23 protein-coding genes are annotated in these 24,773 nt (G+C 44.5%); 21 read left to right on the top strand and 2 right to left on the bottom strand.

The features are described from left to right. Window positions 1–88 precede the first annotated feature (88 nt). From GC093_RS16815 to GC093_RS16755, 13 genes are all read left to right on the top strand, one after another. Window positions 89–1,567, top strand: a complete 1,479-nt coding sequence (locus tag GC093_RS16815) for a response regulator transcription factor (RefSeq protein ID WP_171653053.1) — start codon at window positions 89–91, stop codon at window positions 1,565–1,567. Window positions 1,568–1,587: 20 nt separating this feature from the next. Continuing rightward, window positions 1,588–3,405, top strand: coding sequence for a sensor histidine kinase (locus tag GC093_RS16810; protein WP_216624669.1), 1,818 nt, complete (start codon window positions 1,588–1,590; stop codon window positions 3,403–3,405). Between the two features lie 98 nt (window positions 3,406–3,503). Beyond that, window positions 3,504–5,027 carry an extracellular solute-binding protein gene (locus GC093_RS16805; RefSeq protein ID WP_171653051.1) on the top strand — a complete coding sequence of 508 codons (1,524 nt, stop codon included), beginning with the start codon at window positions 3,504–3,506 and terminating at the stop codon, window positions 5,025–5,027. 20 nt (window positions 5,028–5,047) lie between these two features. Beyond that, window positions 5,048–5,845 carry a helix-turn-helix domain-containing protein gene (locus GC093_RS16800; protein WP_171653050.1) on the top strand — a complete coding sequence of 266 codons (798 nt, stop codon included), beginning with the start codon at window positions 5,048–5,050 and terminating at the stop codon, window positions 5,843–5,845. 164 nt (window positions 5,846–6,009) lie between these two features. Then, window positions 6,010–6,843 carry a phytanoyl-CoA dioxygenase family protein gene (locus GC093_RS16795; RefSeq protein WP_171653049.1) on the top strand — a complete coding sequence of 278 codons (834 nt, stop codon included), beginning with the start codon at window positions 6,010–6,012 and terminating at the stop codon, window positions 6,841–6,843. Between the two features lie 60 nt (window positions 6,844–6,903). Continuing rightward, entirely contained in the window at window positions 6,904–8,004 is a 1,101-nt protein-coding gene (locus GC093_RS16790) for an amidohydrolase family protein (RefSeq protein ID WP_171653048.1), read from the top strand. Between the two features lie 35 nt (window positions 8,005–8,039). Next, a complete protein-coding gene (locus GC093_RS16785) occupies window positions 8,040–8,450 on the top strand; it encodes a Rieske (2Fe-2S) protein (RefSeq protein ID WP_171653047.1) in 411 nt (136 codons plus the stop codon). Between the two features lie 29 nt (window positions 8,451–8,479). After that, a complete protein-coding gene (locus GC093_RS16780; RefSeq protein WP_171653046.1) occupies window positions 8,480–9,532 on the top strand; it encodes an amidohydrolase family protein in 1,053 nt (350 codons plus the stop codon). Between the two features lie 32 nt (window positions 9,533–9,564). Next, complete coding sequence (locus tag GC093_RS16775) at window positions 9,565–10,848, top strand: hypothetical protein (protein WP_171653045.1); 1,284 nt, start codon at window positions 9,565–9,567, stop codon at window positions 10,846–10,848. A gap of 13 nt (window positions 10,849–10,861) precedes the next feature. Beyond that, a complete protein-coding gene (locus tag GC093_RS16770; RefSeq protein WP_171653044.1) occupies window positions 10,862–11,890 on the top strand; it encodes an Ldh family oxidoreductase in 1,029 nt (342 codons plus the stop codon). A gap of 39 nt (window positions 11,891–11,929) precedes the next feature. Further along, a complete protein-coding gene (locus GC093_RS16765) occupies window positions 11,930–13,435 on the top strand; it encodes an extracellular solute-binding protein (RefSeq protein WP_171653043.1) in 1,506 nt (501 codons plus the stop codon). Window positions 13,436–13,530: 95 nt separating this feature from the next. Further along, window positions 13,531–14,496: an ABC transporter permease gene (locus GC093_RS16760; RefSeq protein WP_171653042.1), complete on the top strand. Its 966-nt coding sequence runs from the start codon at window positions 13,531–13,533 to the stop codon at window positions 14,494–14,496. A gap of 139 nt (window positions 14,497–14,635) precedes the next feature. Further along, window positions 14,636–15,514, top strand: a complete 879-nt coding sequence (locus tag GC093_RS16755) for a carbohydrate ABC transporter permease (protein WP_171653041.1) — start codon at window positions 14,636–14,638, stop codon at window positions 15,512–15,514. Window positions 15,515–15,613: 99 nt separating this feature from the next. Here GC093_RS16755 and GC093_RS16750 read toward each other — a convergent pair whose 3' ends face one another. Beyond that, window positions 15,614–15,790, bottom strand: coding sequence for a hypothetical protein (locus tag GC093_RS16750; RefSeq protein WP_171653040.1), 177 nt, complete (start codon window positions 15,788–15,790; stop codon window positions 15,614–15,616). Between the two features lie 95 nt (window positions 15,791–15,885). After that, window positions 15,886–17,367 carry an oligosaccharide flippase family protein gene (locus tag GC093_RS16745; protein ID WP_171653039.1) on the bottom strand — a complete coding sequence of 494 codons (1,482 nt, stop codon included), beginning with the start codon at window positions 17,365–17,367 and terminating at the stop codon, window positions 15,886–15,888. A gap of 146 nt (window positions 17,368–17,513) precedes the next feature. On the opposite strand from GC093_RS16745, the gene GC093_RS36010 reads away from it, so the two are divergent. The 8 genes from GC093_RS36010 to GC093_RS16710 all read left to right on the top strand — a co-directional run bounded on the left by GC093_RS36010 (window position 17,514) and on the right by GC093_RS16710 (window position 24,773). Further along, complete coding sequence (locus GC093_RS36010) at window positions 17,514–17,927, top strand: LysR family transcriptional regulator (protein WP_246314613.1); 414 nt, start codon at window positions 17,514–17,516, stop codon at window positions 17,925–17,927. Window positions 17,928–17,936: 9 nt separating this feature from the next. Next, window positions 17,937–18,482 (top strand): LysR family transcriptional regulator substrate-binding protein, encoded by a 546-nt coding sequence (locus GC093_RS36005; protein ID WP_312886552.1) that lies wholly within the window; start codon window positions 17,937–17,939, stop codon window positions 18,480–18,482. Between the two features lie 451 nt (window positions 18,483–18,933). Then, complete coding sequence (locus GC093_RS16735) at window positions 18,934–19,704, top strand: HAD-IIA family hydrolase (RefSeq protein ID WP_171653038.1); 771 nt, start codon at window positions 18,934–18,936, stop codon at window positions 19,702–19,704. Between the two features lie 47 nt (window positions 19,705–19,751). Beyond that, window positions 19,752–20,306, top strand: coding sequence for a glycerol-3-phosphate responsive antiterminator (locus GC093_RS16730; RefSeq protein ID WP_171653037.1), 555 nt, complete (start codon window positions 19,752–19,754; stop codon window positions 20,304–20,306). Window positions 20,307–20,544: 238 nt separating this feature from the next. Continuing rightward, entirely contained in the window at window positions 20,545–21,300 is a 756-nt protein-coding gene (locus GC093_RS16725) for an MgtC/SapB family protein (RefSeq protein WP_171653036.1), read from the top strand. Window positions 21,301–21,601: 301 nt separating this feature from the next. Continuing rightward, window positions 21,602–22,912, top strand: a complete 1,311-nt coding sequence (locus GC093_RS16720) for an ABC transporter substrate-binding protein (RefSeq protein ID WP_171653035.1) — start codon at window positions 21,602–21,604, stop codon at window positions 22,910–22,912. Between the two features lie 151 nt (window positions 22,913–23,063). Then, window positions 23,064–23,930: a carbohydrate ABC transporter permease gene (locus tag GC093_RS16715; RefSeq protein WP_171653075.1), complete on the top strand. Its 867-nt coding sequence runs from the start codon at window positions 23,064–23,066 to the stop codon at window positions 23,928–23,930. Between the two features lie 12 nt (window positions 23,931–23,942). Next, window positions 23,943–24,773, top strand: a complete 831-nt coding sequence (locus GC093_RS16710; RefSeq protein ID WP_171653034.1) for a carbohydrate ABC transporter permease — start codon at window positions 23,943–23,945, stop codon at window positions 24,771–24,773.

The following is a 24,773-nucleotide window of genomic DNA, read 5'->3' as shown; positions in this document are numbered from 1 at the left end:
AATAAAGGATACAATCATATGTTAAAATGGAAGCTGATGAAAAGGCATTAACTGATTATTTCATTCGTACATGAAATGGGGATGCGACATGTATAGTGTATTGATCGTGGATGACGAGCCTTGGATTTTGAAGGGAATTCGCAGCACATTTAAATGGGATAAGCTTGGGTTCCAAGTCATCGCGGAAACTACGGATTCCTTGGAAGCTTTCGAAATCATAGTCCGCCAGAAGCCGGACGTTATATTGACAGACATCAGAATGCCGGAATTATCGGGCATCGAATTAATGAAGCAGTGCAGAGAGCAGGGGATAAGGTCCGAGTTTATCATTATAAGCGGTGCATCTGATTTTCATTATGCCCAGGAATCGATCCGGCTCGGCTGTTTCGATTACTTATTGAAACCGCTTCAATTCGAGGAAGCAGAAGCATTGCTTGAGCGGCTATTGCGCCATCTGGAGCGGGCCAGACATCAGAGGGATATGGATTTCTTGGATACTTTGAACCATGGGGAAGATGCCATCATTCAGGAGCTGTTAATAAGCAGGGGGATCATGTCGGCTACATTCCAAACGGTTTATCTATCAGCCACTATACCCGAACAACTGGAGCAGGCTGCTGCATGGGTTGAGAATGTAGAGCACATCCTTGTTCGTGCGGATCCTAATAAAATGATCATTATCCTCAGTAGCAGTGAAAACCAATATCCTCTGCTCGCTGCCCAGTATGAAGCGGCTTCACCCGATATCAAAGATCGTTTCTACTTGGGAGTCAGTGAGACCTCCTCTTCTCGAGAAGAAATCTCGAAGCTTATTGAGGAAGCTCATGTTGCAATGCATTCCTCCTTCATCTACTTAACGGGTGGGGTGTATAAGCAGAGCAAAGAAATTCACACAGCGATCCGCAAGGCGGTTCAAGTTATTTGTGCCGCCGTACATCATTCTTCTCCTGATCAGGTTAGCATCCTGCTAAACGATATTCCCGAGCTTTTTAGAAAAGAAGGGGCGGGTATGAAGGATGCGGTATATTTGTGGAACCAGATTATCTCTACATTTAATAATAAATATAACGGAGGAGAGGTTCGTTTTCATGAGGAGCTATCATTCATGGATTACGGAGCCCTTGTCAACAAGTTCGAAAACCTGCAGGAGCTGTGTGAATGCTTGAATCATTTTATTCAATCGGACATTGAATCTACCTTGCCGGAGCCTGATCCGACGGTTAATGAAAATTTCAAAGAGCTGCTGGAGTTTGTGAACCTTCATTATGAGGAAGATCTTCATCTGAGAGAGCTCTCCAATAAATTTTACATCAACTATACATATTGCTGCGATTTGTTCCAGAAAACGGCCAAGGTTACCTTTACAGATTATGTAACTCGACTGCGTATGAAAAAGGCGGGACGCCTCCTGAGGGAAAGCGATTTAACGATTTCAGAAATTTGCCGGGAAACGGGTTATAAGGATTACCATTATTTTAACAAGGTATTTAAAAAGTGGTACGGAATCACACCTACTAATTACAAGAAGAGCCAGACGGCTCCAAACTACGGAGAAGGCAGAGGATAAGGATGAGAATCATATCCCGATTGAACCTTAAGAATCAGCTGCTGCTGCTCGTCGGTATTTCTACCTTGATGATATTTTCATTGCAAATCTATTACTATAGTAAATTTTACAGCTTGGCTGAAGATAAGGAGAATGTGCATACCTCAAGAATTATCAGGCAAGTAGAGGAGAATATTATCTCCTTCACTCAGGATATCAAGGATGCCGCCTTGGCCTCCTCGTACAACACCGTAATTCACGACTATATGGGCTCGGATGATCCGATCTACAGGCTTAAGCTGAATAAAAATGTGCTGGAGATAATATCGGGGATCAAATCATCCAATAAAAATATTGAGTCGATTATTTTAGTGGATAAAGAACGGAATATTGTCGGCGCCTCCAGTCCGTTTGATTATCTCATTCTTGGGGAGCTTGAAAAGAAGTACCATCCCGATATGCGCTATCCGGAATCACAATTTTTCGGTAAAATTTACAATCCCGAGAAGATGGAAAAATTGGCCTATATCTATGTTCATCCCGTGTTTTCCTCCTTGAATGAAACGAATGACTTTACTGAATTGGGTATGGTTATTGTTGTTTACAAGACGGAAATTCTGGACCGGATATTGACAGATATCAAAGCGACTCCAAGCTCATTGCTGCTAATTCTTGATAGCGAGGACAACGTCGTTTCTGCTGATGAGCGTTTTATGAAAGGAAGCTTGTTTGACAGCGAGATTCTAAAAGGAATTGAAAGCAATAATAAGGATCGTCAAATACTGTTTCGGGGAAAGCTGAATCATGTTCAAGCAAAAGATATAGAGCTGTTGAATTGGAAAATTGTAAGCTTGATTCCTGTAAACGAGATGACGGATGAGCTGCGTTTGGTCCGAAATATAGGTTTTATTATGGGTACGGTAATGACTCTGCTTATTTTAATAATGGGACTCATATTTATCCGCAGTGTAACCATTCCTTTTGGCCGAATTGTCCGTTTTGTTAATTTTATTGGAAACCATGGAGGAAAGCAGAGATTGCAGCTGCCCATAAAAAATGAAATAGGGATACTCTCCGTAGAAATTAACAAGATGCTGGACAAGCTGGATGAAACGAATGAAAAGTTCATTCAAGCCAAAACCTCCCTATACCAAATGGAAATTGCCAAAAAACAGGCCGAATTATCATTTTTGCAAAGTCAGATTAATCCTCATTTTCTTTATAATACATTGGAATGCATCCGCAGTATCGGGCTGGCCCACGGGGTGATGGAGATTGTGGAGATTTCCACATCGATGGCCAAAATTTTCAGATACAGTATCAAAGAGGACAACTTTGTGCGCATTAGAAATGAGCTGGACTGTATTCAGGACTATGTACGTATCATGTCGATTCGTTATATGGATAAATTTAGCGTCACTATTAGCATAGATGAGGATATTCTGGATATGAGAATGCCCAAAATGATTTTGCAGCCGATCGTAGAGAATGCTATTTATCATGGTCTTGAACGGAAAAACGGGAAAGGAATATTGACCATTACTGGCTTGGTGACAGCGGATCAGACGGTCAGGTTCGATATATCAGACAGCGGTAAGGGAATGAAGGTGGAAGAATTGGAGAATCTGAGACAATCCTTGCGTGCAGCTGTCCCGACCGAGGGAGGCATTGCTTCAAGAGGGCTGGGGCTGCTTAATATCCATCAGCGCATTCGGCTTGCTTTCGGAGAACAGTACGGTATTGAAATTAACAGTATTGATAATGAGGGTACACAAGTTATTTTACATATTCCCCTTTTATCAAACCGTATGGAGGTAAGTTCCGAAAGTAGTACCCTATGTTCCGAAACGAATCCGTAGCACAATTTCGGAAAGCGGTTACAATTAATAGTGTAGTTACGCAATCCACAGATCTATGGTGAAATGATTTTCTCCGGTAATAAAAGGGAGGGCCGTGTATGCGCCGAAGGCTTGTATTACCACTGACCATTTTTCTGTTTGCAGCTATGGTTTCCGGATGTACCACTGCTGATAGGCAGAGGTCCGTCGAAAAAGCTGGAAGCAGGAACGATGAGGACTTGCTTGCTGCGGAAAGGATACCAGGCCAGAATGAGCGGTTCACATTGAAGGCACTGTCGAACACTCCGTTGGAAACGCCGGACTTGAACAACCGCTTTTGGACCCGCATTCAGGAAATGTTTCAAGTAAAGCTGCAAGCAGAATTTATTCCGCTTGACGACTATGACAGAAGATTGAGACTGGTGCTTTCTTCTGGAGATTTGCCCGAGGTTATGGTATTGAATACCATTGATGACAGTGTGTTTAATAAAGCCGTTAAGCAAGGGCTGTTCTGGGATTTAAATGAATTGGCAGGAAATCTGAGCGACTTTCCAAATTTGAAGCAGAATATTTCAGAAACCGCTTGGAAATATACGAAAATCGAAGGTAGAAATTACGTGATTCCCCGTGCACGCCCGCTGTTAGATGGGGGGCTCCATTGGCGTCCCGATTTATTTAACAAGCTGGGACTGCCCCAACCCAGAACGTTAGATGAATACGTTAATTCCTTGAAGAAAATTGTTGATGCTAATCCTGACAAGCGTTATATCGGGCTGCATTTTGAGGAAGCCTTTTTCAATGCATTTGGCGGGTTTGAAACGGTTTATAACAACGAAGGCGGGCTAGTCTACAAATATTTTACCGACAGCTATACGGAGTTTGTGAAATGGTACCGTCATGTTTACAGCATGGGATTGATGTCAAAGGAATTCGCAATTCTAAAGGGGAGCGACAAAGAAAATATGTTCCGTTCGGACAAAGCTCTCACTTATTTCAGGAACATGTATCACAGCTATACGTATGAGCAAGAATTGAAGAAGATCGACCCCAGCTACGAGGCTGGTGTTATCACTTACTTGAATGGGCCCAAAGGACATTCGGGAGAATACGGAATGGCATTCACAGGGGGATTCGTCATTGCCAGAAGCGTTCCCAAGGATAAGGCGCTGCGAATTCTGCACATGTACAACCAAGCTGCCGCTCCTGAGGTGACGGACCAGCTGCTGCGCGGGTTTGAGGGCATTCATTACAATAAGGTAGATGGTAAACGTATTCCAACCGAGCTGGCTAAAAAAGAGATTAACAATGCTGTTATGCAAATTTTCCCCAACGCCGATGACGAATGGCAGAAGGTCGTGAACTACACCGCACCCAAGGAATGGAACGATAAAATGAAGACAGTGGCCCAAACATTATACGAAGCGGAAGCAAAAATAGATCCATTCCGCGTCATCAGATCGGAAACCTGGTTAAAGCAGTGGCCTAAGGTGCAGGACGATTATATATCGATAAGAACCCAAGCTGTAATGGGCTTGATTCCAATGGAAGAGTATGAGGACTTCGTGAAAAAATACAGGGAGAAGCCTGAGTTTAAAAGAGCTTTTAAAGAGTTTGCGGACAGCTTCCAGCTTATGATGAATTAACGGACAGAGAGGAATAAACCTTGAAGGGACGGATGTATATGTTGGAGCTTCAATCATGCTATGTGAAGGATCTGGACAGTAAGTGGACGATGAGCCATTTATCGAATCCCTACCATCTACTGCTGTTTATTACAAGCGGGCGATTAATTTATTGGGTGGATGATGAGACTATACCGCTGCAAAAAGGGGATGTCTTGTTTGTTCCGGCCGGCTCCGTGCGCAGCGGAAGCGCTATAGAATACCATCAAAGATATGCCACGTTTTTTGGAGTGCAGGAAGATGAGCTAAATAGACTGGGGCTCCCGATACTGAATAGGCAGAAAACCTTCAAATTGAAAGTTCAAAACTTCCCTTATTTCAAACAGAGGTTTTCCTTATTAAATCATCATTGGTTGATGAAAGGGGCCTATCTCGATACATTTTGTAACGCTATCCTGCTGGAAATGCTCAGTATGGTTAATTATGACTTGGATTATGAGGAAGTTAGCTCTAAAAAAATGAAGCTTGTAAAGGATATTAAGAATTATATTCTTAAGCATTACAACCAGTCTATCAAGCTGCAGGAGCTATCGGAATTCGGAGGGAAAACCCCTAATTATATTTCCTGTATTTTTAAAGAGGTAACCGGCTTTACCCCGATTGAATATCTTCATGATGTCCGAATATCGATGGCCAAGGATATGATGCTATCGAAGGGGATGTCCATTCGTGAAATATCGGAGGAAACGGGGTTTTGTGATCAGGCTTATTTTAACCGAGTGTTTAGGAAGCTGAGCGGCTGCTCGCCTACAGACTTTTTAAATGAGAAATCGGGCTGAAAAAAATATTTCGAATTTTTGTAGGATTATACAAATGTACGGAGATCGTTAATGGTGCACAACGGGAAAAGAAATTATGCTTACGGTGTAGGGATGAGCTTTTGGTTCCCGGACCTACTGGGCTCGCTAACCTCGCTAAAACTATTCAAACGGAGGTATCAGCAATGGAGCAAACTTGCTTACAGTACGCTTTAACCGAGGAAGAACGGAAAGCTTTCGAAGAAACCGGATATTTGATTGTGGAGAATGCTTTATCCCCCGAGCATGTGGCAGCGCTGACAAACGAAGTTGACCGTATATTCGATGAAAATGTAAAGGCCGGTCATGATACAACGAAAGCCTTATTTCATCCAAACTTTATTCCGGATCATGAGATGTTTCTCGATCTGGTTGATTATGAGAAAATACTGCCGAAGGTGTGGGGAATTCTTGGCTGGAATATTTACTTGTATCATGCACATATGATTGTGACCCCTCCGACCGGACAGCAGCCTACGGACAAAACATTCGGATGGCATCAGGACAGCGGACGGATGAATGTAGAGATGGAGTCGGAGCCGCGCCCGCGTATGTCGATTAAGGTAGCTTACTTCCTGTCAGATCTGACAGAAGCGGGCCGAGGCAATTTCTGGATCGTACCGAACAGTCATCTGAACAATTCGATGAACCGTCCGGAAAGCGGATCTGGTCAGCTGGAGGGGGCGATTCCGGTTTGTGTGAAGCCGGGAACGGCTGTATTTTTTGACCGGCGTCTGTGGCATTCAGCAAGCCCGAACTGGTCGGATATTACTCGGAAAGTGCTCTTCTACGGCTATGGCTACCGTTGGATCCGGACGAAGGATGATATGACGGTTCAAAGCCTGTGGTCCAAGGCCGATCCGATTCGCCGTCAGCTGCTGGGAGCGGGAACGAATTGCAACGGGTATTATACACCTACCGAAGAGGATGTCCCGCTGAGAGAATGGCTCAAGGAGTATTCACCCAGTCAGGTGAAATAATGGAGCCTGCATGGCAATCACTTGCATTGGAGGAAGAAAAGCTCTAAGGAGGTGTCGTGTATGTCCATCAGTGAAGAAACCGTTGATTCAGCAGCAAGACAGAAGAAGAGAACGAAGCCGGGGATTATCGATTGCGATGTGCACCCGATTCCTAAAAGTATGGATCAAATCAAAACTTATTTGCCTAAATATTGGAGGGACCGCTTCCGTGGAGGCGGGAGAGGATTGTTTTACGGCAATCCGTTCCATGGCATGCGGCAGGATTCGCATCCGCCGGGTGGCGGCCCAGCAGGCTCTGATCCAAGCTTTGTAAGGAAACAATTAATAGAAGAAAACAATATTAAGACGGCTATTCTGATACCTCGGGAAAACAGCTGTCAATTCCCGGATCTGGACTACGGCAATGCGATTGCTTCCGCCTATAATGAGTGGATCGCAGATACTTGGATTGGACCGGATAATAACGATGGGGTATTCAAATCATCGATTGTCATCAATCATAGCGATCCGGTTAACGCTGCCAAAGAAATCGACCGATGGGCTGGTCACAAGCACAACATTCAGGTAACGACCGATTCTGGCGCCAGATTTCTGATGGGTCACCGGAATTTTCACCCGATCTTCGAGGCATGCTGCCGCCATAACTTGCCGCTGGCTCTACATCCCGGATTGGACGGAATAGGCATTAATATTCTTCCGTCACCTGGCAATCCGAGCCACTACATTGAATGGCATACCTGTATGTCGCTCAGCTTTCAGGCGCATTTGGTCAGCCTGCTCACAGAAGGAACCTTTGAGCGTTATCCCGATTTACGGATTGTGCTGGTAGAGGGCAGCTCCACATGGCTAGTTCCTTTAATGTGGCGGCTTGACATGGAATACAAGGCACTTCGGGTTGAGATTCCATGGGTGAAGAAGCGTCCTAGTGAATATTTGCGCGACCATATTCGCTTAACTTCACAGCCGCTTGAACGGCCGGATAACGATGAGGATTTACTGCATATGCTTCGTATGATGGATGCCGAGCATCTGCTGATGTTCTCCAGCGATTATCCTCACTGGGACTTTGATAATCCAAAGCTGGCCTTCCCGAAGCTTCCGGAGAAGCTTTATAACCGTATCTTTTTCGAAAATGCGGAGGAGTTCTACGGCTTGAAGTGAATCATCCGGCTTGAATTCAGGAAGGAGAAACGTTCATGGCTAAGCATATTGTTGGGAATACAAATGAAATTTTACCAGGCCAGAAAAAAATCGTATCGCTAGAAGGTCTTTCAATCGGTGTTTTTAACGTGCATGGCACGTATTACGCTGTGAAGAACAGCTGTCCGCACCAGCAGGCTCCCTTATGTGTGGGAAAAGTGTCGGGCACCACGCTTCCGTCCAAGCCTGGCGAATTTCTGTACGGCCGGGAGGGAGAAATCTTGAGATGCCCATGGCATGGTTGGGAGTTCGACCTGACTAACGGCCATTCCCTCTTTGATCCCAACCGCTGCTGGGTGAAGACGTACGAGGTTGAAGTAGGTCAAGTCGAGGAGGAGCCTCCGAAGCTGGAAACGTATCCGGTTAATGTGGAAGAAGAGCAAGTGATCGTATCTATTAATAGATAAATGGTAAGTTTGAAGGAGGCCGCATACCATTGTCACAGACCAAACGAGGCATTATCGATTGTGATGTACATCCCTATCCCAAAGACAAGGATGAGATTAAAGCCTTCCTGAGCCAGCCTTGGAAGGATAGGTACAACAGCGGAGGCAGAGGCTTTTTTGGAAACCCGGTTCATGGTGAGAGGCTGGACTCCCGTCCTCCCGGTGGAGGTCCCGGCGGCTCCGATCCTGATTTTCTGAGAGAACAGCATATTAACAAGTTTGGGATCGACCATTGTATCTTATTGCCGCGTGCCTTTTGTAACCTGCATCCAGACCCTGATTTTGGAACGGCTATTGCTGCTGCCTACAATGAATGGCTTGCTGCAACATGGTTAAGCAAGTATAACGGTGATGGTGTGTTCAAGGGATCCATAACCATTGCGCATCAGGACCCTGCGGCTGCTGCTGCAGAAATTGAACGTTGGGCCGACCATCCGCACTTTGTTCAAGTAATGACTGACTCGGGTGCGAGGGCGCCTTTTGGGCAGAGGCAGTACTACCCTATCTACGAAGCATGTGAACGGCATGGGCTTCCATTGGCGATACACCCCGGTACGGATGGGATGGGCATCAATATTCAGCCAACACCAGGATATCCTACCCACTATATTGAGTGGCATACCTGCTTGTCGCTTGGCTTTCAAGCGCATCTGGTCAGCTTGCTGACTGAAGGCGTGTTCGAGCGATTTCCCGGCTTAAAAATCGTGCTGGTCGAGGGTGGAGTTGCCTGGCTTCCTGCATTGATGTGGCGGCTAGACGCCGAGTATAAAGCTCTGCGCTTTGAAGTGCCTTGGATGAAGAAGAGACCGAGTGAATATCTTCGCGAGCATGTGCGGCTTACCTCCCAGCCCTTGGAGAGACCGGAGCCAGATAAGTTTTTACTCCAAACGCTTGAGATGATGGATGCGGAGCATATTTTAATGTTTTCCAGTGATTACCCACATTGGGATTTCGATTCGCCGCAGTTTGCTTTTCCCAAGTTGCCGGAAGCGCTGCACCAATCCATATTTTCGGATAATGCAAGAGCCTTGTATAGACTGTAGCTGAAAGAAATGTTAGGAAGGGGCACATGAGGATGTTCATTAAAGAAGTAGCGGCAAGCCTGTATCCGTGGGATCTTCATGACGAGGGTGCTGACCATTGTATCGATACATTAGCTGAGCATGCTAACGTCAACAGTGTGTATCTGGTTGGCATTATGCATAAGGAGAAACGTCCGCTCAGAGAGCTGTATTATCCGCATAATCCAAAACGTAAATTTTATACGCCTGAAGATAGCTGTGTGTACTATAGACTGGATCAAGCCGATTTTGCGAATACGCCGTTAAAGCCCATTTATAGCACCGTAGATTTTCTTAAGGATACGGATTGGCTCGATGTGCTGATCGAAAGCGCCAGAAGCAGAAAGAAGAAGGTTGGTGTTGAGATTTCCCATACGATTTTCGATGCATCGATTGCGAAGCGAGATTTTCCTTATCTGCTGCAGCGTAAAATAGACGGTTCCCTGTTATCTCTACTATGTCCCAACCATGAGCACGTACGGGAATATATTCGAGGACTGTTTCACAGCTCGGTTAAGCAGCATGATGTTGATTTTATTCAGAGCTGCCTTATCCTGTTTGCTGAGGGTGGGAAGATGGGCTGGAACAATCATGCCGTTGCTGATGAAAAGGAGCTTCATGTGCTGCTGAGTACGGTAGATGCCGGTTGCTTTTGCGGAGCTTGCAGGGCTAAAGCAATGGCTATGGGCTATGACTGGGACCGGATCGTCTCGGATCTGCAGCAGCTGAGCCAAATTCGTAATGGGGTGGAATTGAGTGATGCCTTGGGTAAGAAATTACTGGAGCAAAGCAATTTATCGGCGACAGCCTTGCTGCTGCAGGTTCCGTCATTGTATCAATGGCTGGAATTCCGGCAAAAAAGCATAACCTCCTTGTTCAAGGACATCCATCAGGCCGTCAAGTCGGCTAATCCGCGAGTCGAGTTCCGTTATAATACGTACTTGAAATACCCGGAGCTGTCCGGGCTTGATTTTGCAGCCATTCGGGATTATATCGATTCCATTCGCGAATCCGATTACTCGGAAATGTGGGGAACAACGGAACAACTTGCTGCTAAAAGACAGAAAATTCTGAAAATACGCAGCGGAATAGGCTACGATAAAGATGTCATTGCAGCGATCGATGTAAGGCCAAATGTCAAAGGAGAGAGTAATGAAGATATCATCAAGCGCAGCGTCAAGCTAATTAGTAACCTTGGGATCGATGGCTTATCTTTGGGACATTACGATGAAGCTACACTTTCCAGGCTGCATGCGGTGAAGGCGGGGATGGAAGAATCGGAAATGCTGATTTACTAAGGAGGGCTTCCGCTTGGCCAGTTTAAGTATTACTTTGACGGAGCTGGAACGAATAACGAATCAATTGCTTCAAGCTTCGGGATTAAATGAAGAGAATGCAGCTGTAGTAGCTGATGTGTTCATGAGGGCCACTTACCGTGGCGTCAATCATCATGATGTGAATGAGCTCCCAGGGCGATTAGCCGGTCTTGCTGCTGGCAAGGTGAAGGCCAATCCATCCATTACACGGATTAACAAGTATGGTGCTTTGGAAAATTATGAGGGGGATAACGGATTAGGAGAGCTTTGCGGCATGTTCATCATGAGAAGAGCAGAGCAATTGGCTGATGAGCATGGGATCGGTCTGTGCGCGATACGCAACACCCATCATTTATTAGCCTCAACACCCTATGTGGAAGCTGCTGCGGAGCGTGGCTATATCAGCTATATCGTAACGAGGGGAGCACCAACCATGGGGGCTCCCGGCAGAAAAGAGAAGGTGATTGGCACTAGCCCGATGGGTTATGCGATTCCTACCGATAAGGAGTATCACCTCATGTTCGACGCTTGTCTCGCGTATGCCTCCAATGGGGTGCTGGCGGAAAAAGCAGCGGCCGGCGAAAGCGTCCCTTCGTATTGGGGACTGGATTCTCAGGGAAGGCCAAGCGAGGATCCAGCTGCAATTTCCAAGGGAACCCGTCTTCCAGTAGGTGCTCATAAAGGCTTCGGGCTTACAATACTGGGCGAAGTCATCACTGGAATACTTGCAGAGGGTCAAATTATTGATGAGCCGCAGGCCGGCAGCGGACTTGTGGGCATGCCCTCTCATACCGCAATATGTATCAAGGCGGACGGACTGTTGGGTCAGCGGCAATTCAGGCAGAGGACGACTGAAATGGCAGACAGGATGGAGGCCAGGGCAGCTGGCTTGCAGCTTCCGGGACAGCGATCTGCCAGGAGCAGGAACCAGATCATCGGCGCAGGCGCTATTGAACTGAAAGAAGAATTGGTCGCCAAACTCAATGAGTGGTCCGGTAAGCTTGGTATTGAACCACTATCTTAGAAGTCCAGGGAAGATGATAACCATAAGGAGATGAATGGGATGCAAATAAACGGTTTTAGAAAAACTGCTCCATTGCTTGCCGTTGCTTTAATGTCATCCGTATTTAGCGCATGTTCAGGGTCGCAGCCGGCTAGTGATGGGAAGGGCAGCACAGATGCTCCGGCGGCGACTAATAAACCTTTTAAATATAGCACGATGGTATCTACATTCGCTGAAGTCCCGGATATGAAAAATCAGTTTTGGTCGCGCTTTCAAAAGGAAAATAATTTGGAAATGGATGTTCAGTGGATACCCGATCCTGAGTTTCAGACGAAATTGAATTTAGCGATTGCCTCCGGACAGCTGCCCGACGTTGTTTCCGCACAAAATCCTCATGATGTTAACACGATGAATGCGGTCGACAAAGGTGTGTTCTGGGATCTGGGCCCGTTTCTGGGTGATTTGAGCAAGTATCCGAATCTGAAAAAAAATGTGCCTGAAGCAGCCTGGAAATATTCTAAGTACAAAGGGACCTATTTCTTTATCCCGAGAGCGAGGTCGCAGATTAATACGGGCTTCTTGATCCGCAAAGATTTACTGGACGAGGCTGGATTAGCTATGCCGAAGACTACCGATGAGCTGTACAACGCGCTCAAGCAAATCAAGGCCAAGGACACGAGCGGCAAGCTGATCGGGACTCTCTTCTTCGATAATATGGCCTCCGCCTTCGGTTCCTTCACTCCGCAGTACAATGCTGAAGGAGGACTTTACAGAAATATATTAACGGATGCTTATACCGACATGGTGGACTGGTACCGCAAATTATTCAAGGACGGTCTGATGTCTCCTGAATTCTCGGCAGTGAAGGGGGCAGAGCCGGATAATTTCTTCGCTGCTGGCAAAACGGTGTTCCATACGAAAAACTACTGGCATCAATACCGGATGGAGCAAGAAAATAAAAAGCTGAAGCCAAATGCGCAGGTGGAGATTGTTCCCTATATTAAAGGACCTGGAGGTGCTGCTGCCTACTTGGAGCCAGGTTTTACGGGTGGGCTCTTTATTCCGAAAAGCGTGCCAGAGGATAAGCTGAAGAAAATACTGGAGGTATTCAACGCAGCTGCTGGTGATGACAATTCTAAGGCGCTGTTCTATGGATACGAAGGCGTGCATCACAAAGTTGAAAATGGCAAATACATTATGACCGACGTCGGTCTGAAAGAAATTCAAAGCTTTACGAATGACCCGTTTACAATAAAAAGAAATGAATGGGATAAAGTAGACAGCCCACTTGCACCTGTTGAAGTCGACAAGGCAAACCGCGAGAAAGTGAAGGTAGTTTACGATACACTAACGGTCGATCCTTTCCGAATCATCCGTTCGGCTACTTGGACGGCGGAATGGCCGAAATATTCGGATGAATTCGAGAAGAAAAGAACCGAAGCCATTATGGGAAAAATCAGTATGGATGATTACAAAAAATATATTGACGGGTTAAGAAACAATGCCGCTCTCAAGAAAGCTTTTATGGAGCAAACGCAAAGCTATAAGGAATATTTCGGCAAATAACTAGGAACCTAGGGGACATTAGTCAACCCGTATGAGCTGCTTGTAGACTCGTATGGGTTGACCCTCGCTATTTTCTCAATGAAAGGAGCATGGGAATGAAAGCTGAAGAGGCCGTTTTGAATAACCATGCAGTAAAAGAGCGTGGGCGTGCTCGTACACGTTCGTTCTGGTCGGACTATGTCAAATATCGCTACATGTATCTGCTAGTTATTCCTGGCTTTCTTTATTTCGCCGTCTTTAAGCTCGTACCGATGTGGGGATTGCTCATCGCCTTTAAGGATTACAATCCGATTGTTGGCTTTGCTGAGAGTCCATGGGTGGGTTTAAAGTTTTTTAACGAAATGTTTGCCGATGAGCATTTCTACATCATGCTGCGGAATACGCTGCTGATCAACATATTCGGGCTGGTGTTTTTTTTCCCGCTGCCTATTTTGTTGGCGATCATGCTGAACGAGGTGCGGCACGAAGCTTTTAAACGGATTAATCAATCGTTGGTCTATATGCCGCATTTTTTATCTTGGGTGGTTATTGCGAGTCTTACCTTTTTTATTTTGTCGGTCGATGTAGGTCTGCTCAATAAGCTCATTCGACTTTTGGGCTTGGAGCCGTATTCGTTCCTGAATGATGTGAATTTATTCTGGGGATTGCTGACGGCTCAGAGCATATGGAAGGATGCGGGCTGGGGGACGATTATCTTTTTGGCCGCTATCGCCGGTGTGAATACGGAAAGATATGAGGCAGCCGTTGTGGACGGAGCGAATCGGTTCAGACAAATCTGGCATGTTACCCTGCCGGCCATACGGCCAACCATCGTCATCCTGCTAATTCTTCGGTTGGGGCATATGACGGATGTCAATTTCGAACAGGTTCTTCTGATGATGAATCCGCTGGTGCGCGATGTGGGGGATGTTTTTGACACCTATGTATATAACAACGGAATTTTACGCGGGATGTACAGTGTGGGCGTTGCAGTAGGTTTTTTCAAAAGCCTCGTCGGCCTGGCGCTTGTGATGGCTTCGAATTATGTTGTCAAAAAGATGGGACATGAGGGCATTTACTAGTAATGCTTATGAAGTAAACTTTGCTAACGCAAAGTTCAGTTAATGCTTACGATGCTAGTTTTAGCTAACGCAAAAACTCTAAAGATATTGCTTACGAAGTAAACTTTGCTAAAGCAAAGTTCTTAGGAGGAGTAAAACCGTGAGCTTTGTACATCAGAAAAAGGTTACTGCATTTGATGTCATCAACTACACGCTGCTGGCAATCATCTCTGCGATGTGTTTGTTTCCATTTCTTTATGTGTTAAGCGTGTCCTTAACTCATAGGTCCGTTTATATTCCATATGCGCTGCAGCTGTTCCCAGAAAAATGGTCGCTCGGGGCTTATTCTTACATTCTTTCCTCCAACAGCTTTGAGAACGCATTACAGAGCACTGTATTCATTACAGCCGTTGGTACCTTATTAAATGTTGCCTTTACCTTCACCATGGCTTATGGTCTGACAGAACGCAAATTGCCTCACCGCAGATGGATTTATGGGCTGGTTGTGTTTTCACTTGTATTCAGCGCTGGGATTATTCCAAGCTTCCTGCTTGTTAAGGAATTAAGCTTAATGAACTCCTATTGGGCATTGATCATCCCAGCGCTTACTAATGCGTGGAGCTTAATCGTTGTAAAAAGCTTTATGGATTCCTTACCGACAGAGGTAATTGAATCGGCCAAGATGGACGGCTGTACCGAACTCGGCGTCTTTTTCCGAATCATTCTGCCTTTATCCAAACCCGCTCTGGCAGCCTTCGTGCTGTTTTTCGCCGTATCTCATTGGAATACTTATTTCAATGCGCTGCTGTATTTAACCGATGCCAAAAAGTGGACGCTTCAGGTTTTAGTTAAATCTTTAGTTCTCGATAACAGCGCCAAAACCGTTGGGATGGAAGCTTCCATAGGTGATGCGTCTCCACCGTCAGAAACGGTTCGTTCGGCTTCGATTATCCTTTCCATATTGCCAATTCTTGTCGTCTATCCATTTTTGCAAAAGCATTTTGCCAAGGGAGTTATGATCGGCTCTGTAAAGGGCTAGTGCTGAGATTGTGGACACTGAATTACCGTAAAGATTTGGACGGTGAATACAAATAAGCAGCGGTACTCCGCTGCTTAGAATCAAGCTCCATAAACCTGTTTAATCCGCATCCGTAACTTCATCGAGCTCTGAATCTTCGCGGTTTGCAGCCGCTATCACTTCCTGATCCAATTCACTTTCTCCCTGGATAGTTACAGCTGCTTGGGCTTGATTGTTCAACTGCTCTTCCGTCTGCCCAATTCCATGAGCTTCTTGATGCTGTCTGCTGGTCGCCATTCGAATAACCTCCTAACCAAATTGAATTTGGCATAACAAGGTTATTGTGAACAAAAGACAGCAGAAGCATGCATGTATGCAAAAAAAGCGAACAGCTATGATTTCCCTCGGAAAGAGCGAAAGTTGGGCGTCTTCAATGTGTTCATTTCTACTAAGAGAGTTAACACCAGCAAGCTGGCAACAGCAATGATGAGAAAGCTCGTCATAAATGGCCCTGTAAACCCGCTTACCACCATAAAGACACCCATAACCAGAGTTGGAATTAACGGTTCTCCATAAGCCTTCCACCAATTCAAAGGAAAGCCCTCCAAATAAAAAAACCAGATCATTGATAGTGCGGAAAACGCCCAACCGCCGGTATAAACCCATACGGACCATACTGGATTATAAGTTACAATAAAAGGAACAATGGCGACAACAAAAATGCCCGCTACAACCATAACCCAGAAATTCGCCTTTGTTTTCCCAATGCCCGCGAGAATATTGCCACCTAACCGTCCAACGGATGAGAATAGGACTCCCAGCGCCAACAAACGGATGTATACGGCTGAATCGCTCGATGTATAGCTGTTGCCAAACAAGAAGCCGTTAATTTGGTTCGGATATAAACAGATTATCAAGGTGAGCGGATACAAGATTAAATTATTATACCGGATACAGAGCGTGCCCCTACGCTTGCTTTCGGCTAAGTCTCGCGAGCTTTCAGCTACAAATGGAAAGGTAACGATCATAAACGCCCAGGTGACGATGCCGATAAACCCCGTTATTCGAATCGCATTGGTCAAATAGCCAACGGCAATAACTGAGCTGGAGCCAATCATCATGAGCATAAAAGGCTGCTGGAATGCCTTGGCAATAGTCCCAGCCCAGAGAGGAACGCCGTATTTCATCATTTCCTTGAGCTCCTTTAAGGAGATAGGCCCCCACCATACGGGATGATGTTCTTTTTCAACTTTCCAGCATATATAGGCAGCAGCGAGTATAGCACCGACCCCCATCCAGAAGGAGACTCCCCATAGAACTGAGTTAGAGCCGAGCGGCCATAATACGCCTAGCAATGTTCCCGATGTAGAGAAAATCGTCGAGACAACCATGAAAAATGCTTGTGTCTTGAAATCACGGCTTCCGGAGAAGGAGGATACCCCAATATTGATAATCGAGTTGAACACTAACATTACAGAGCTCATAATGAGTGCCCCTTTGAGTTCAGGCAGCTTATATGCATTAGATAAGATGGGTGCCAGAATAGTAAGGAGCAAGCTCAGTACGACTGCAAAAAAAACACTGCCAAGCAATGCTAGCCGAAGCTTGGATTGGATGGCTTCTTTTGCCTGTGTAGAGAAGGTATATACCAGTGAAGAAGTGAAGCCGACATTTAGAAAAAGAGTTACCATTCCGAACACTTGAAGCAGTAGATTCACTTCGCCGAATTTGCCAGGATCGTCTAACACGCGAGCGAGAATGATACTTCCTACCGTTTGCAGAAGCTGATTAATAAAGAGGCCTAGTACAATGATGGAAAAGCTCCGTATTAAAAAGCGCTGATTATCCTTTAAAGCAAGTTTGAGTCGCGGCATTTCAAACCATCACCTTCTTAGTTGGAATTACCGCTTTATCGTACCAAAGATGGCAGTTGATATTCAATGAATATATTTTGTTGTAGTATGCGTATTTGTAAGTCAGATAAAGCGATAGGGACTAGGACTTTCATTGACTTTCAAACATGAGAATGATAATCTTTATCAATATAATCTGTGATATTGTTGAGGTGTTGAATCTGAAAACATTGGATAAAATTGAAACCTTTATCGTCCTTTCCGAATGTAAGTCATTTACTGATACGGCCAAACGTCTTTATTGCTCCCAACCAACCATCAGCAATCATATTCAGCAGCTAGAGGAGCTGTTTAATGCCACTTTGTTTCACCGTTCAGGTAAAATGGTTCAATTGACTAAGCAAGGTGAGGTTTTGCTGGAATATGCGAAGCAAATAACTAGGCTCATTGAAGATGCATCGTTGCAAATGAAGAATGTCTCTAGACAGGACAGTAATTTGTCTATTTATGTGAGCAATTACATTGCTGGTTATTTCTTTTCGGACATTCTGCAACATTTTCATCATGTGTACCCCAAGTAATTATTAGAGATTTATACCCAATGCTATGATGATCTGATACGCTCTCTACGGGAAGGGAAGACGAATTTTGCTTTTTTACCGCTCTATCCAGAGGATGAATATATTCGGGCCGAGTTTGATATAACGGTTCTTTTTGAAGAGGATTTCCTGTTAGTTTTGCCAGTGGGCCATTCGTGGACTAACCGGAAGGTTATTTATTGTCGGGATTTACATAATGAAAATATACTACTGCCGCAAAGCCTCTATTTACAGCAATATATTTCCGCTCAATTAGAGCAGCAACGGGTGAAGGTGCGTTTTTTACAAATGAGCAATTTTGAAATGATCAAACAAGCGGTCAAGTCGGAGCTTGGAATTGCTTTCCTCCCTTCTCAATCGGTTGTAGAAGACATCAATAATGGAAAGCTTATCACTAAAGCGGTATCTTCATTAAGTATTAAACGGAAAAATGGCTATGTCACTCGGAAGCATACCCCTCTCAATTCAATCGAAATGGCGTTTTGCAAGGATGTTCAACAATATTTCCACGGAAATAAACGTTCTCTAACTATGTAGAGGACGTTTTTTAGCATCTAGAATTTATTTGCTTTGGGGTTGGGGGTGAGCGAAGCTTACCCTTTATTTGCAATCGCGAACTGTGTCTCTATATTGGCAGGTGAGGAACGTAGGTACGCTATTTTTCCATGCACACGTGATCATTCAAGTGGAACGGAAGTACTTCATCATACCGTGCGCCCAAATAACCTTTTCATTAATGGTTTCAACGATAAGCTTAAGTGGATGATATCGGGATGAATTCTACTGTATAATAAATTTTAGTTGACAGAAAGTTCGTTCAGGTTCTATACTTGGTTTCATTAATGAATATACGGTTAGGCACGAGTCCTGGAGAAAACCTTGTCCGTAATCATATCCTTCCTATTAGGGGTGGGTGTGTTTACTGCGATAAGGTTTTTTTTGTATTTCCAGTGCTGCTAACAATTTCAACAGAGAGTGAGGCAGACAGGTGAGAGGTTACATTTTTGACTTGGATGGCACTGTATATTTGGGAGACAAGATGATTGATGGGGCATCAGAAGCAATTCAGGCTTTAAGAGTCCGTGGAGACAAGGTAGTATTCTTATCCAACAAACCCATCGCAACCAGACAGTCCTATGTAGAAAAGCTGAATAAAATGGGGATTCCGACAACTCTGAAGGATGTATTAAACTCCTCACAAATTGTAGCTCAATATTTGCAGCGTCGTCTTAAAGTCGGAGAAAAAGTATTTGTAATTGGGGAAGAGCCAATCAATGAGGAGCTTGCTGAATATGGAATTCCGATAACGCAGGATAGCGATAACGCTGAGTATGTCGTATTATCGTGGGACCGGCAGTTTACTTATGATAAGCTGAACAGTGTCTATCAAGCGGCTATCAAGGGAGCCATCATCATCGCCTCCAACCCGGATACGACCTGCCCATTGGATGGAGGACAAATTCCCGATACGGGAACGTTTATAGCTGCACTTGAGGTGGCTACAGGGAAAGCAATCGATTTGGTTGTTGGCAAGCCTTCATTAATAGCAGCTGAGGCAGCGGTTGCTCATCTGGGACTGGATTATAAAGACTGCTTGATGATTGGCGATCGTCTGGAGACAGATATTAGAATGGCCAATGAAGCGGGGATGGTTTCTGTGCTTGTACTGACCGGAGTTAGTACGGCCGAGATGGCTGAGCTCACAACGGACCGACCCCACTATATTGTTCCAAGCATTAAAGATGTCGTAGATTTATAACCAAGCATGTTATAATGTTCTCACTACAACGAAAGGCGGGGAACTGATTGTATCCGATTGTCGATTTGGTGGAACATCAAACCATTGCAGCTGTGCAGAGAGTAGAAGATATGGATCTCGCTATTAATAGTAAGGTCAATATTGTTTTCCTTCTGGTGGGATCTATCTTTAATATCAAAGACTTGGTGGATCAAGTTAAAGCAGCAGATAAGCAAGTATTTATTCATATGGAGTTTATAGAGGGTATAGCGGCTGATCGCAGCGGCGTTGCGTATGTTGCACAATATATACAGCCTACTGGAATCATCTCCACTAAGAGCAATTTGATTCGAGGAGCTAAGGAAGCCGGACTTATGGCTATACAGCGTATATTTTTGATTGACCGCAGCGCAGTTGTCAGAGGCATCAAGGCTGCCGAGCAGAGCAAGCCAGACGCGATTGAAGTCATGCCGGGCATTATGCCTCGGGTAATTAGAGAGATGACGGATATGACTTCTCTTCCGATTATCGCGGGCGGACTTGTCGGCACGCACGAGGAGATCGAAAGTGCACTTGAAGCAGGTGCACTCGCCGTGTCTGCAGGAACATCTGAATTATGGTAGAAATTAAATAACCTCTAATTCCAAGCAGGAGAGACTAACTGAGAAACCTCTTTGGGAAAGGTGCTGTTTAATTGCACTTTTTCTATTGGGGTTTTTCTTATATTTATAAGTGTTCAGCGGAGCTGAACCATTAACTGATATTGCAAGAAAAGCTACCGCTAAGACACGAATGTATCTTCATCGAAAAGACTTCGAATAGAGGCTTTTCGTATCTAAAGTCATAGGGAAGTGAGTTAGCATGGATAGTGTTTGGCATATCACCCATCTGGAATTAACGATACGTATATTGCTTGCAGCCGGATTAGGAGGCTTGGTTGGTCTTGAGCGCGAATGGAACAATCATGCGGCAGGATTACGAACGCATATTCTAGTTTGCATTGGATCTGCAGCCATCATGCTGCTGTCTATATATGGCTTCTCACAATTTGTAAATGAAGTCAATGTACGTACTGATCCTGCGCGTCTCGCAGCTCAGGTTATCAGCGGTATCGGTTTTCTAGGTGCCGGAACGATTATGCGTACGGGTTCTACTGTATCCGGACTTACGACAGCGGCTTCAGTTTGGGTAGTGGCTGCTATTGGCTTATGTGTAGGGGCTGGTTTCTTTTATTGTGCTGCACTCGCAACTGTCATGGTGCTGTTAAGCTTGTTTGTATTAAACAAATGGGAGAAGCATTTGATGCGCAATAGGAGAACAATGGAAGTGGTAATAAAAATTATCGACAGGCCGGGTGCTCTTGGAAACATCGCAACGAATTTTGGCAAGCATGGGATCCAAATCGTTAATGTCAAAATGAAACCGGAAGGAACGGTGGAGGTTTCGGGGGTGGAAGAACCCGTGATGGAGCTGTGCTTTAGCTTGAAATCCAAGCAAGGGGAGACGCTGTTGCTGGCGATGGAGGGGATTTCTGCTTCCGGAGATATCTTGTCGATGGAATCTAAAGGTTTAACAAAATCGGATGGGTTAAGACAATCTACTCTCGAAGCGCTTTGATTCATTCGCATAGATTGTATTCTTCTTACTTTAGTGGTAATATTAAGATTTTGTGTAGGTATTGACTATACAATATCGATGTGGGATAATTTTAAGAGTAATAAGAAAACGCTTTATTTCGTTCAATAACGATTGGGTGCGGAGATCATTGAGACAACCCAAGAGACGAACGGACCGTGTATACTTATGCCGGCCCCTCTTTGTTTCTTGTGCTCTCAATGCTCTCCTTTTTGCATCTTTACTGATGGTTGAATGAATACGATTCTAACAAATTGATAGAAGAGAAAGGGGTATTTTAACAATGAAATTGAATAAATGGCTTTCTGTACTCACTGTTTCTTCCATGTCCTTAGGCTTGGCTGTCGGGTGCTCTAACAATGCTGCTGAAAAAACAACGGAGGTCGCTAAAGCTCCAGTAGCAGACAATTCGCCGATTACTATTCAATATTGGCATTCTCATGCGGAGCCACAGATTGCTGCCTTAAACTACATGATTGCAGAATTTCAGAAGAAGTATCCCAATATTACGGTGGAGCCGGTTTTCCAAGGCGGGTACCCTGATTTACATAAAAAGCTGCAGGCAGCCGTTGCGGCCAAGGATGTCCCTGCGGTGACGAACGTGGAAGTATCCGTTCTTCCGAACTTTGCCGATGGCGGTGTGTTTGCGGATATGACTCCTTACATCAAGCGGGATAAAGTGGATATGAACGATTTCTCCAAAGGGATGCTGCAGGCGTATGCTTATAATGACAAGCAATATGGATTTCCGTTGATCGTCAGCACGAGCGTCTTCGTTTACAATAAAACGATGCTGGATAAACTGGGCGTGAAGCCTCCAGCAACATGGGCCGAAATTGAGGACTTCAATAAAAAGGTGACGGTGAAGGAAAATGGAAAGACGTCTCGTTATGCGTTTTCCGTACCGGGCTGGGATACATGGTATTATGATCCGTGGGTTTCCAATGGCGGCGGAGCTATCCTAAGTCCAGATCACAAAAAAACATTGCTCGATCAGCCGGACAGCTTGAAATGGATTCAAAATTTCCGTAAATGGATGCAGGATGGTTCCATGCAAATGGGCTATGGAAAAGGTGCATCGGATACGATGAGACAAATGTTCCTTGAAGAAAAGGTAGCCATGGTACAGCATTCCTCTGCAATTATTAAAACATACTTAGAAAACGCCAAGTTTGAAGTGGGAGTTTCGTTCATTCCTGGGGATAAAGAAAGAAAGTCGCATATCGGCGGCGCGGGAATTGTTATGATGGAAGGCGCACCAGCTAAGCAAAAGGAAGCGGCCTGGAAATTTGTTAGCTTTATGACAGGCGTTGAAAACAATATCAAATGGGCTGAGGGAACCGGATATTTGCCAACTCACAAGTCGGTTGTTAATACAGATGAAGGTAAGAAATACTTTGAAAAGCTGCCACAATATAAAGCCGTGTTCGAAAATTTCGACAATGTTGTAGGACGTCCGCAGCATCCGGCTTACCCGGAATTCAGCAAGCAATACATGGAAGTCGTTGGTAAAATGATTCTTGAAAATGCTGACCCGGTACCGCTTATGAAAGATAGCATCAAAGAAATTAACAGAATCATAGCAGATCAATAAAAATAATCTTTAGTCCGTAATGCGGGAGCTTAAAGAACCCGCATTACGGTTCATTATCGTAAGTGAGAGGGGAGTCGCGATGAAAGCGACGGACAGCAATTTACAGGTTGAAGTAGTCAACAAGACCAGCCGAAAGGCTCCATCAAAGTTTATGGAAGGGTTCAAAGATTTCGCTTTTGCTTTACCCGCATTAGTTATTTTAGTTTTATTTATTTATTATCCATTATTTAACTCACTTTACCTTAGCTTCACAAATTGGAATATGACCAAGCCAGTGAAGAAATTCGTTGGGTTTGATAATTACACTTATTTATTGACCAGTGATACATTTTACAATGTATTAAAAATAACGTTTACCTACACCGTTTTTGATGTATTTCTCACCTTAGGAATTGGACTTTTGCTGGCGTTGTTGTTCAATTCCGTTTCAAAGTTCTATAACGTGTTGCGTATGGTTATCTTTATGCCGCACTATATATCCATGGTTATCGTATCTATGATTTTCATATGGATTTTCAACGGGCAATTTGGATTGATGAATGAGCTGCTCAAGCTGCTGGGAATCGAGCCAGTTCTATGGTTAACCAATACGCGCACGGCACTATGGGTGCTTATACTGGTATCCGTCTGGAAAGGCGTCGGCTTCACAATGATCATTTTCATTGCAGGTCTGAGAAGTATTCCGGTTGAGTATTATGAAGCTTCCAGTATTGATGGAGCTACCAAATGGACTCAATTTTGGAAAATTACGATCCCATTATTGTCTCCGACCTCGTTGTTTCTAATTATTACCAACTTTATTTCGTCCATGCAGGTGTTTCAATCTGTGGATGTAATGACGAACGGTGGACCATTAGAATCAACCAAGGCTATGGTTTACTGGATTTACGAAATGGCCTTCAGTGAATTTAGAACAGGCAGAGCATCGGCCTTGGTCATTATATTCTTTATTATCATTATCATACTAACAAGCATTCAATTGTACATATCGAAGAAGAAAGTCCATTACGAAGGGTAGGTATATAAATAAATGAAGAGTCCAGTTTTAAAAACTACCCGTTTGATAGTCGCCATAGTTATCACGTTGATCATGTTCTTCCCGATCTATTGGATGATTGTGACGGCGCTGAAGACGCCTGCCGAATTAAGGTTGGCGGTTCCGAGCTTTTGGCCTGAGAAGCTGATGTGGGAAAATTTTGCGACAGCATTCAAAACAATTCCTTTCTATCGCTTTACAGTTAACACAGTTATTCAAACGGTTGGGATAGTGTTTCTGCAAATCAACATTGGCATTATGGCAGCCTATGCTTTTGCAAAGGGATCATTTATTGGAAGAGATAAGCTGTTTGTGCTTGTTCTAGCTGCGCTGATCGTTCCTGAGCAGGTTGTATTTGTTCCTATTTATGTGATGATGTCTGATCTTGGTTGGATCAATACTTATTATGCGCTAATAATTCCTCATGCGGCTTCGGCTTATGGAATTTTCTTATTGCGTCAAATGTTCAGATCTATTAATAATGATGTTATAGAGGCTGCTAAGGTAGATGGCGCGAGTCGGCTTCAGGTTCTATATAAAATCTTGACACCAATGGCAATGCCCACTGTAGTGACATTAATTGTTATTAGCTTTATTCACAGCTGGAACTCTTATTTCTGGCCGCTGGTTATGACCAACTCCAACACCATGCGTGTATTAACGGTTGGCGTAGCGATGATGCGTGACTCGATAGGTGGTAACGAGTCCTTAAATTTCCATCTGCTTATGTCAGCAAGCTTACTGGTGATTCTACCGATTGTAATCGTGTTTGTGTTCGCTCAAAAATATATTGTGGCCGCAATGGCGAATTCTACGTTTAAGTAA

The organism is Paenibacillus foliorum (assembly GCF_013141765.1).
In the GTDB taxonomy this organism is placed as follows: domain Bacteria; phylum Bacillota; class Bacilli; order Paenibacillales; family NBRC-103111; genus Paenibacillus_S; species Paenibacillus_S foliorum.
The sequence above is the reverse complement of the archived record's forward strand: the minus strand, read 5'-3'. Positions and strand labels throughout refer to the sequence as shown.

Coding starts and splice junctions, on each gene's coding strand:
- GC093_RS36010 (WP_246314613.1), top strand. CDS start 17,514: ATGAGAATGATAATCTTTATCAATATAATCTGTGATATTGTTGAGGTG.
- GC093_RS16760 (WP_171653042.1), top strand. CDS start 13,531: ATGAAAGCTGAAGAGGCCGTTTTGAATAACCATGCAGTAAAAGAGCGT.
- GC093_RS16775 (WP_171653045.1), top strand. CDS start 9,565: ATGTTCATTAAAGAAGTAGCGGCAAGCCTGTATCCGTGGGATCTTCAT.
- GC093_RS16745 (WP_171653039.1), bottom strand. CDS start 17,367: ATGCCGCGACTCAAACTTGCTTTAAAGGATAATCAGCGCTTTTTAATA.
- GC093_RS16750 (WP_171653040.1), bottom strand. CDS start 15,790: ATGGCGACCAGCAGACAGCATCAAGAAGCTCATGGAATTGGGCAGACG.
- GC093_RS16720 (WP_171653035.1), top strand. CDS start 21,602: ATGAAATTGAATAAATGGCTTTCTGTACTCACTGTTTCTTCCATGTCC.
- GC093_RS16805 (WP_171653051.1), top strand. CDS start 3,504: ATGCGCCGAAGGCTTGTATTACCACTGACCATTTTTCTGTTTGCAGCT.
- GC093_RS16795 (WP_171653049.1), top strand. CDS start 6,010: ATGGAGCAAACTTGCTTACAGTACGCTTTAACCGAGGAAGAACGGAAA.
- GC093_RS16725 (WP_171653036.1), top strand. CDS start 20,545: ATGGATAGTGTTTGGCATATCACCCATCTGGAATTAACGATACGTATA.
- GC093_RS16715 (WP_171653075.1), top strand. CDS start 23,064: ATGGAAGGGTTCAAAGATTTCGCTTTTGCTTTACCCGCATTAGTTATT.
- GC093_RS16785 (WP_171653047.1), top strand. CDS start 8,040: ATGGCTAAGCATATTGTTGGGAATACAAATGAAATTTTACCAGGCCAG.
- GC093_RS16790 (WP_171653048.1), top strand. CDS start 6,904: ATGTCCATCAGTGAAGAAACCGTTGATTCAGCAGCAAGACAGAAGAAG.
- GC093_RS16765 (WP_171653043.1), top strand. CDS start 11,930: ATGCAAATAAACGGTTTTAGAAAAACTGCTCCATTGCTTGCCGTTGCT.
- GC093_RS16815 (WP_171653053.1), top strand. CDS start 89: ATGTATAGTGTATTGATCGTGGATGACGAGCCTTGGATTTTGAAGGGA.
- GC093_RS16710 (WP_171653034.1), top strand. CDS start 23,943: ATGAAGAGTCCAGTTTTAAAAACTACCCGTTTGATAGTCGCCATAGTT.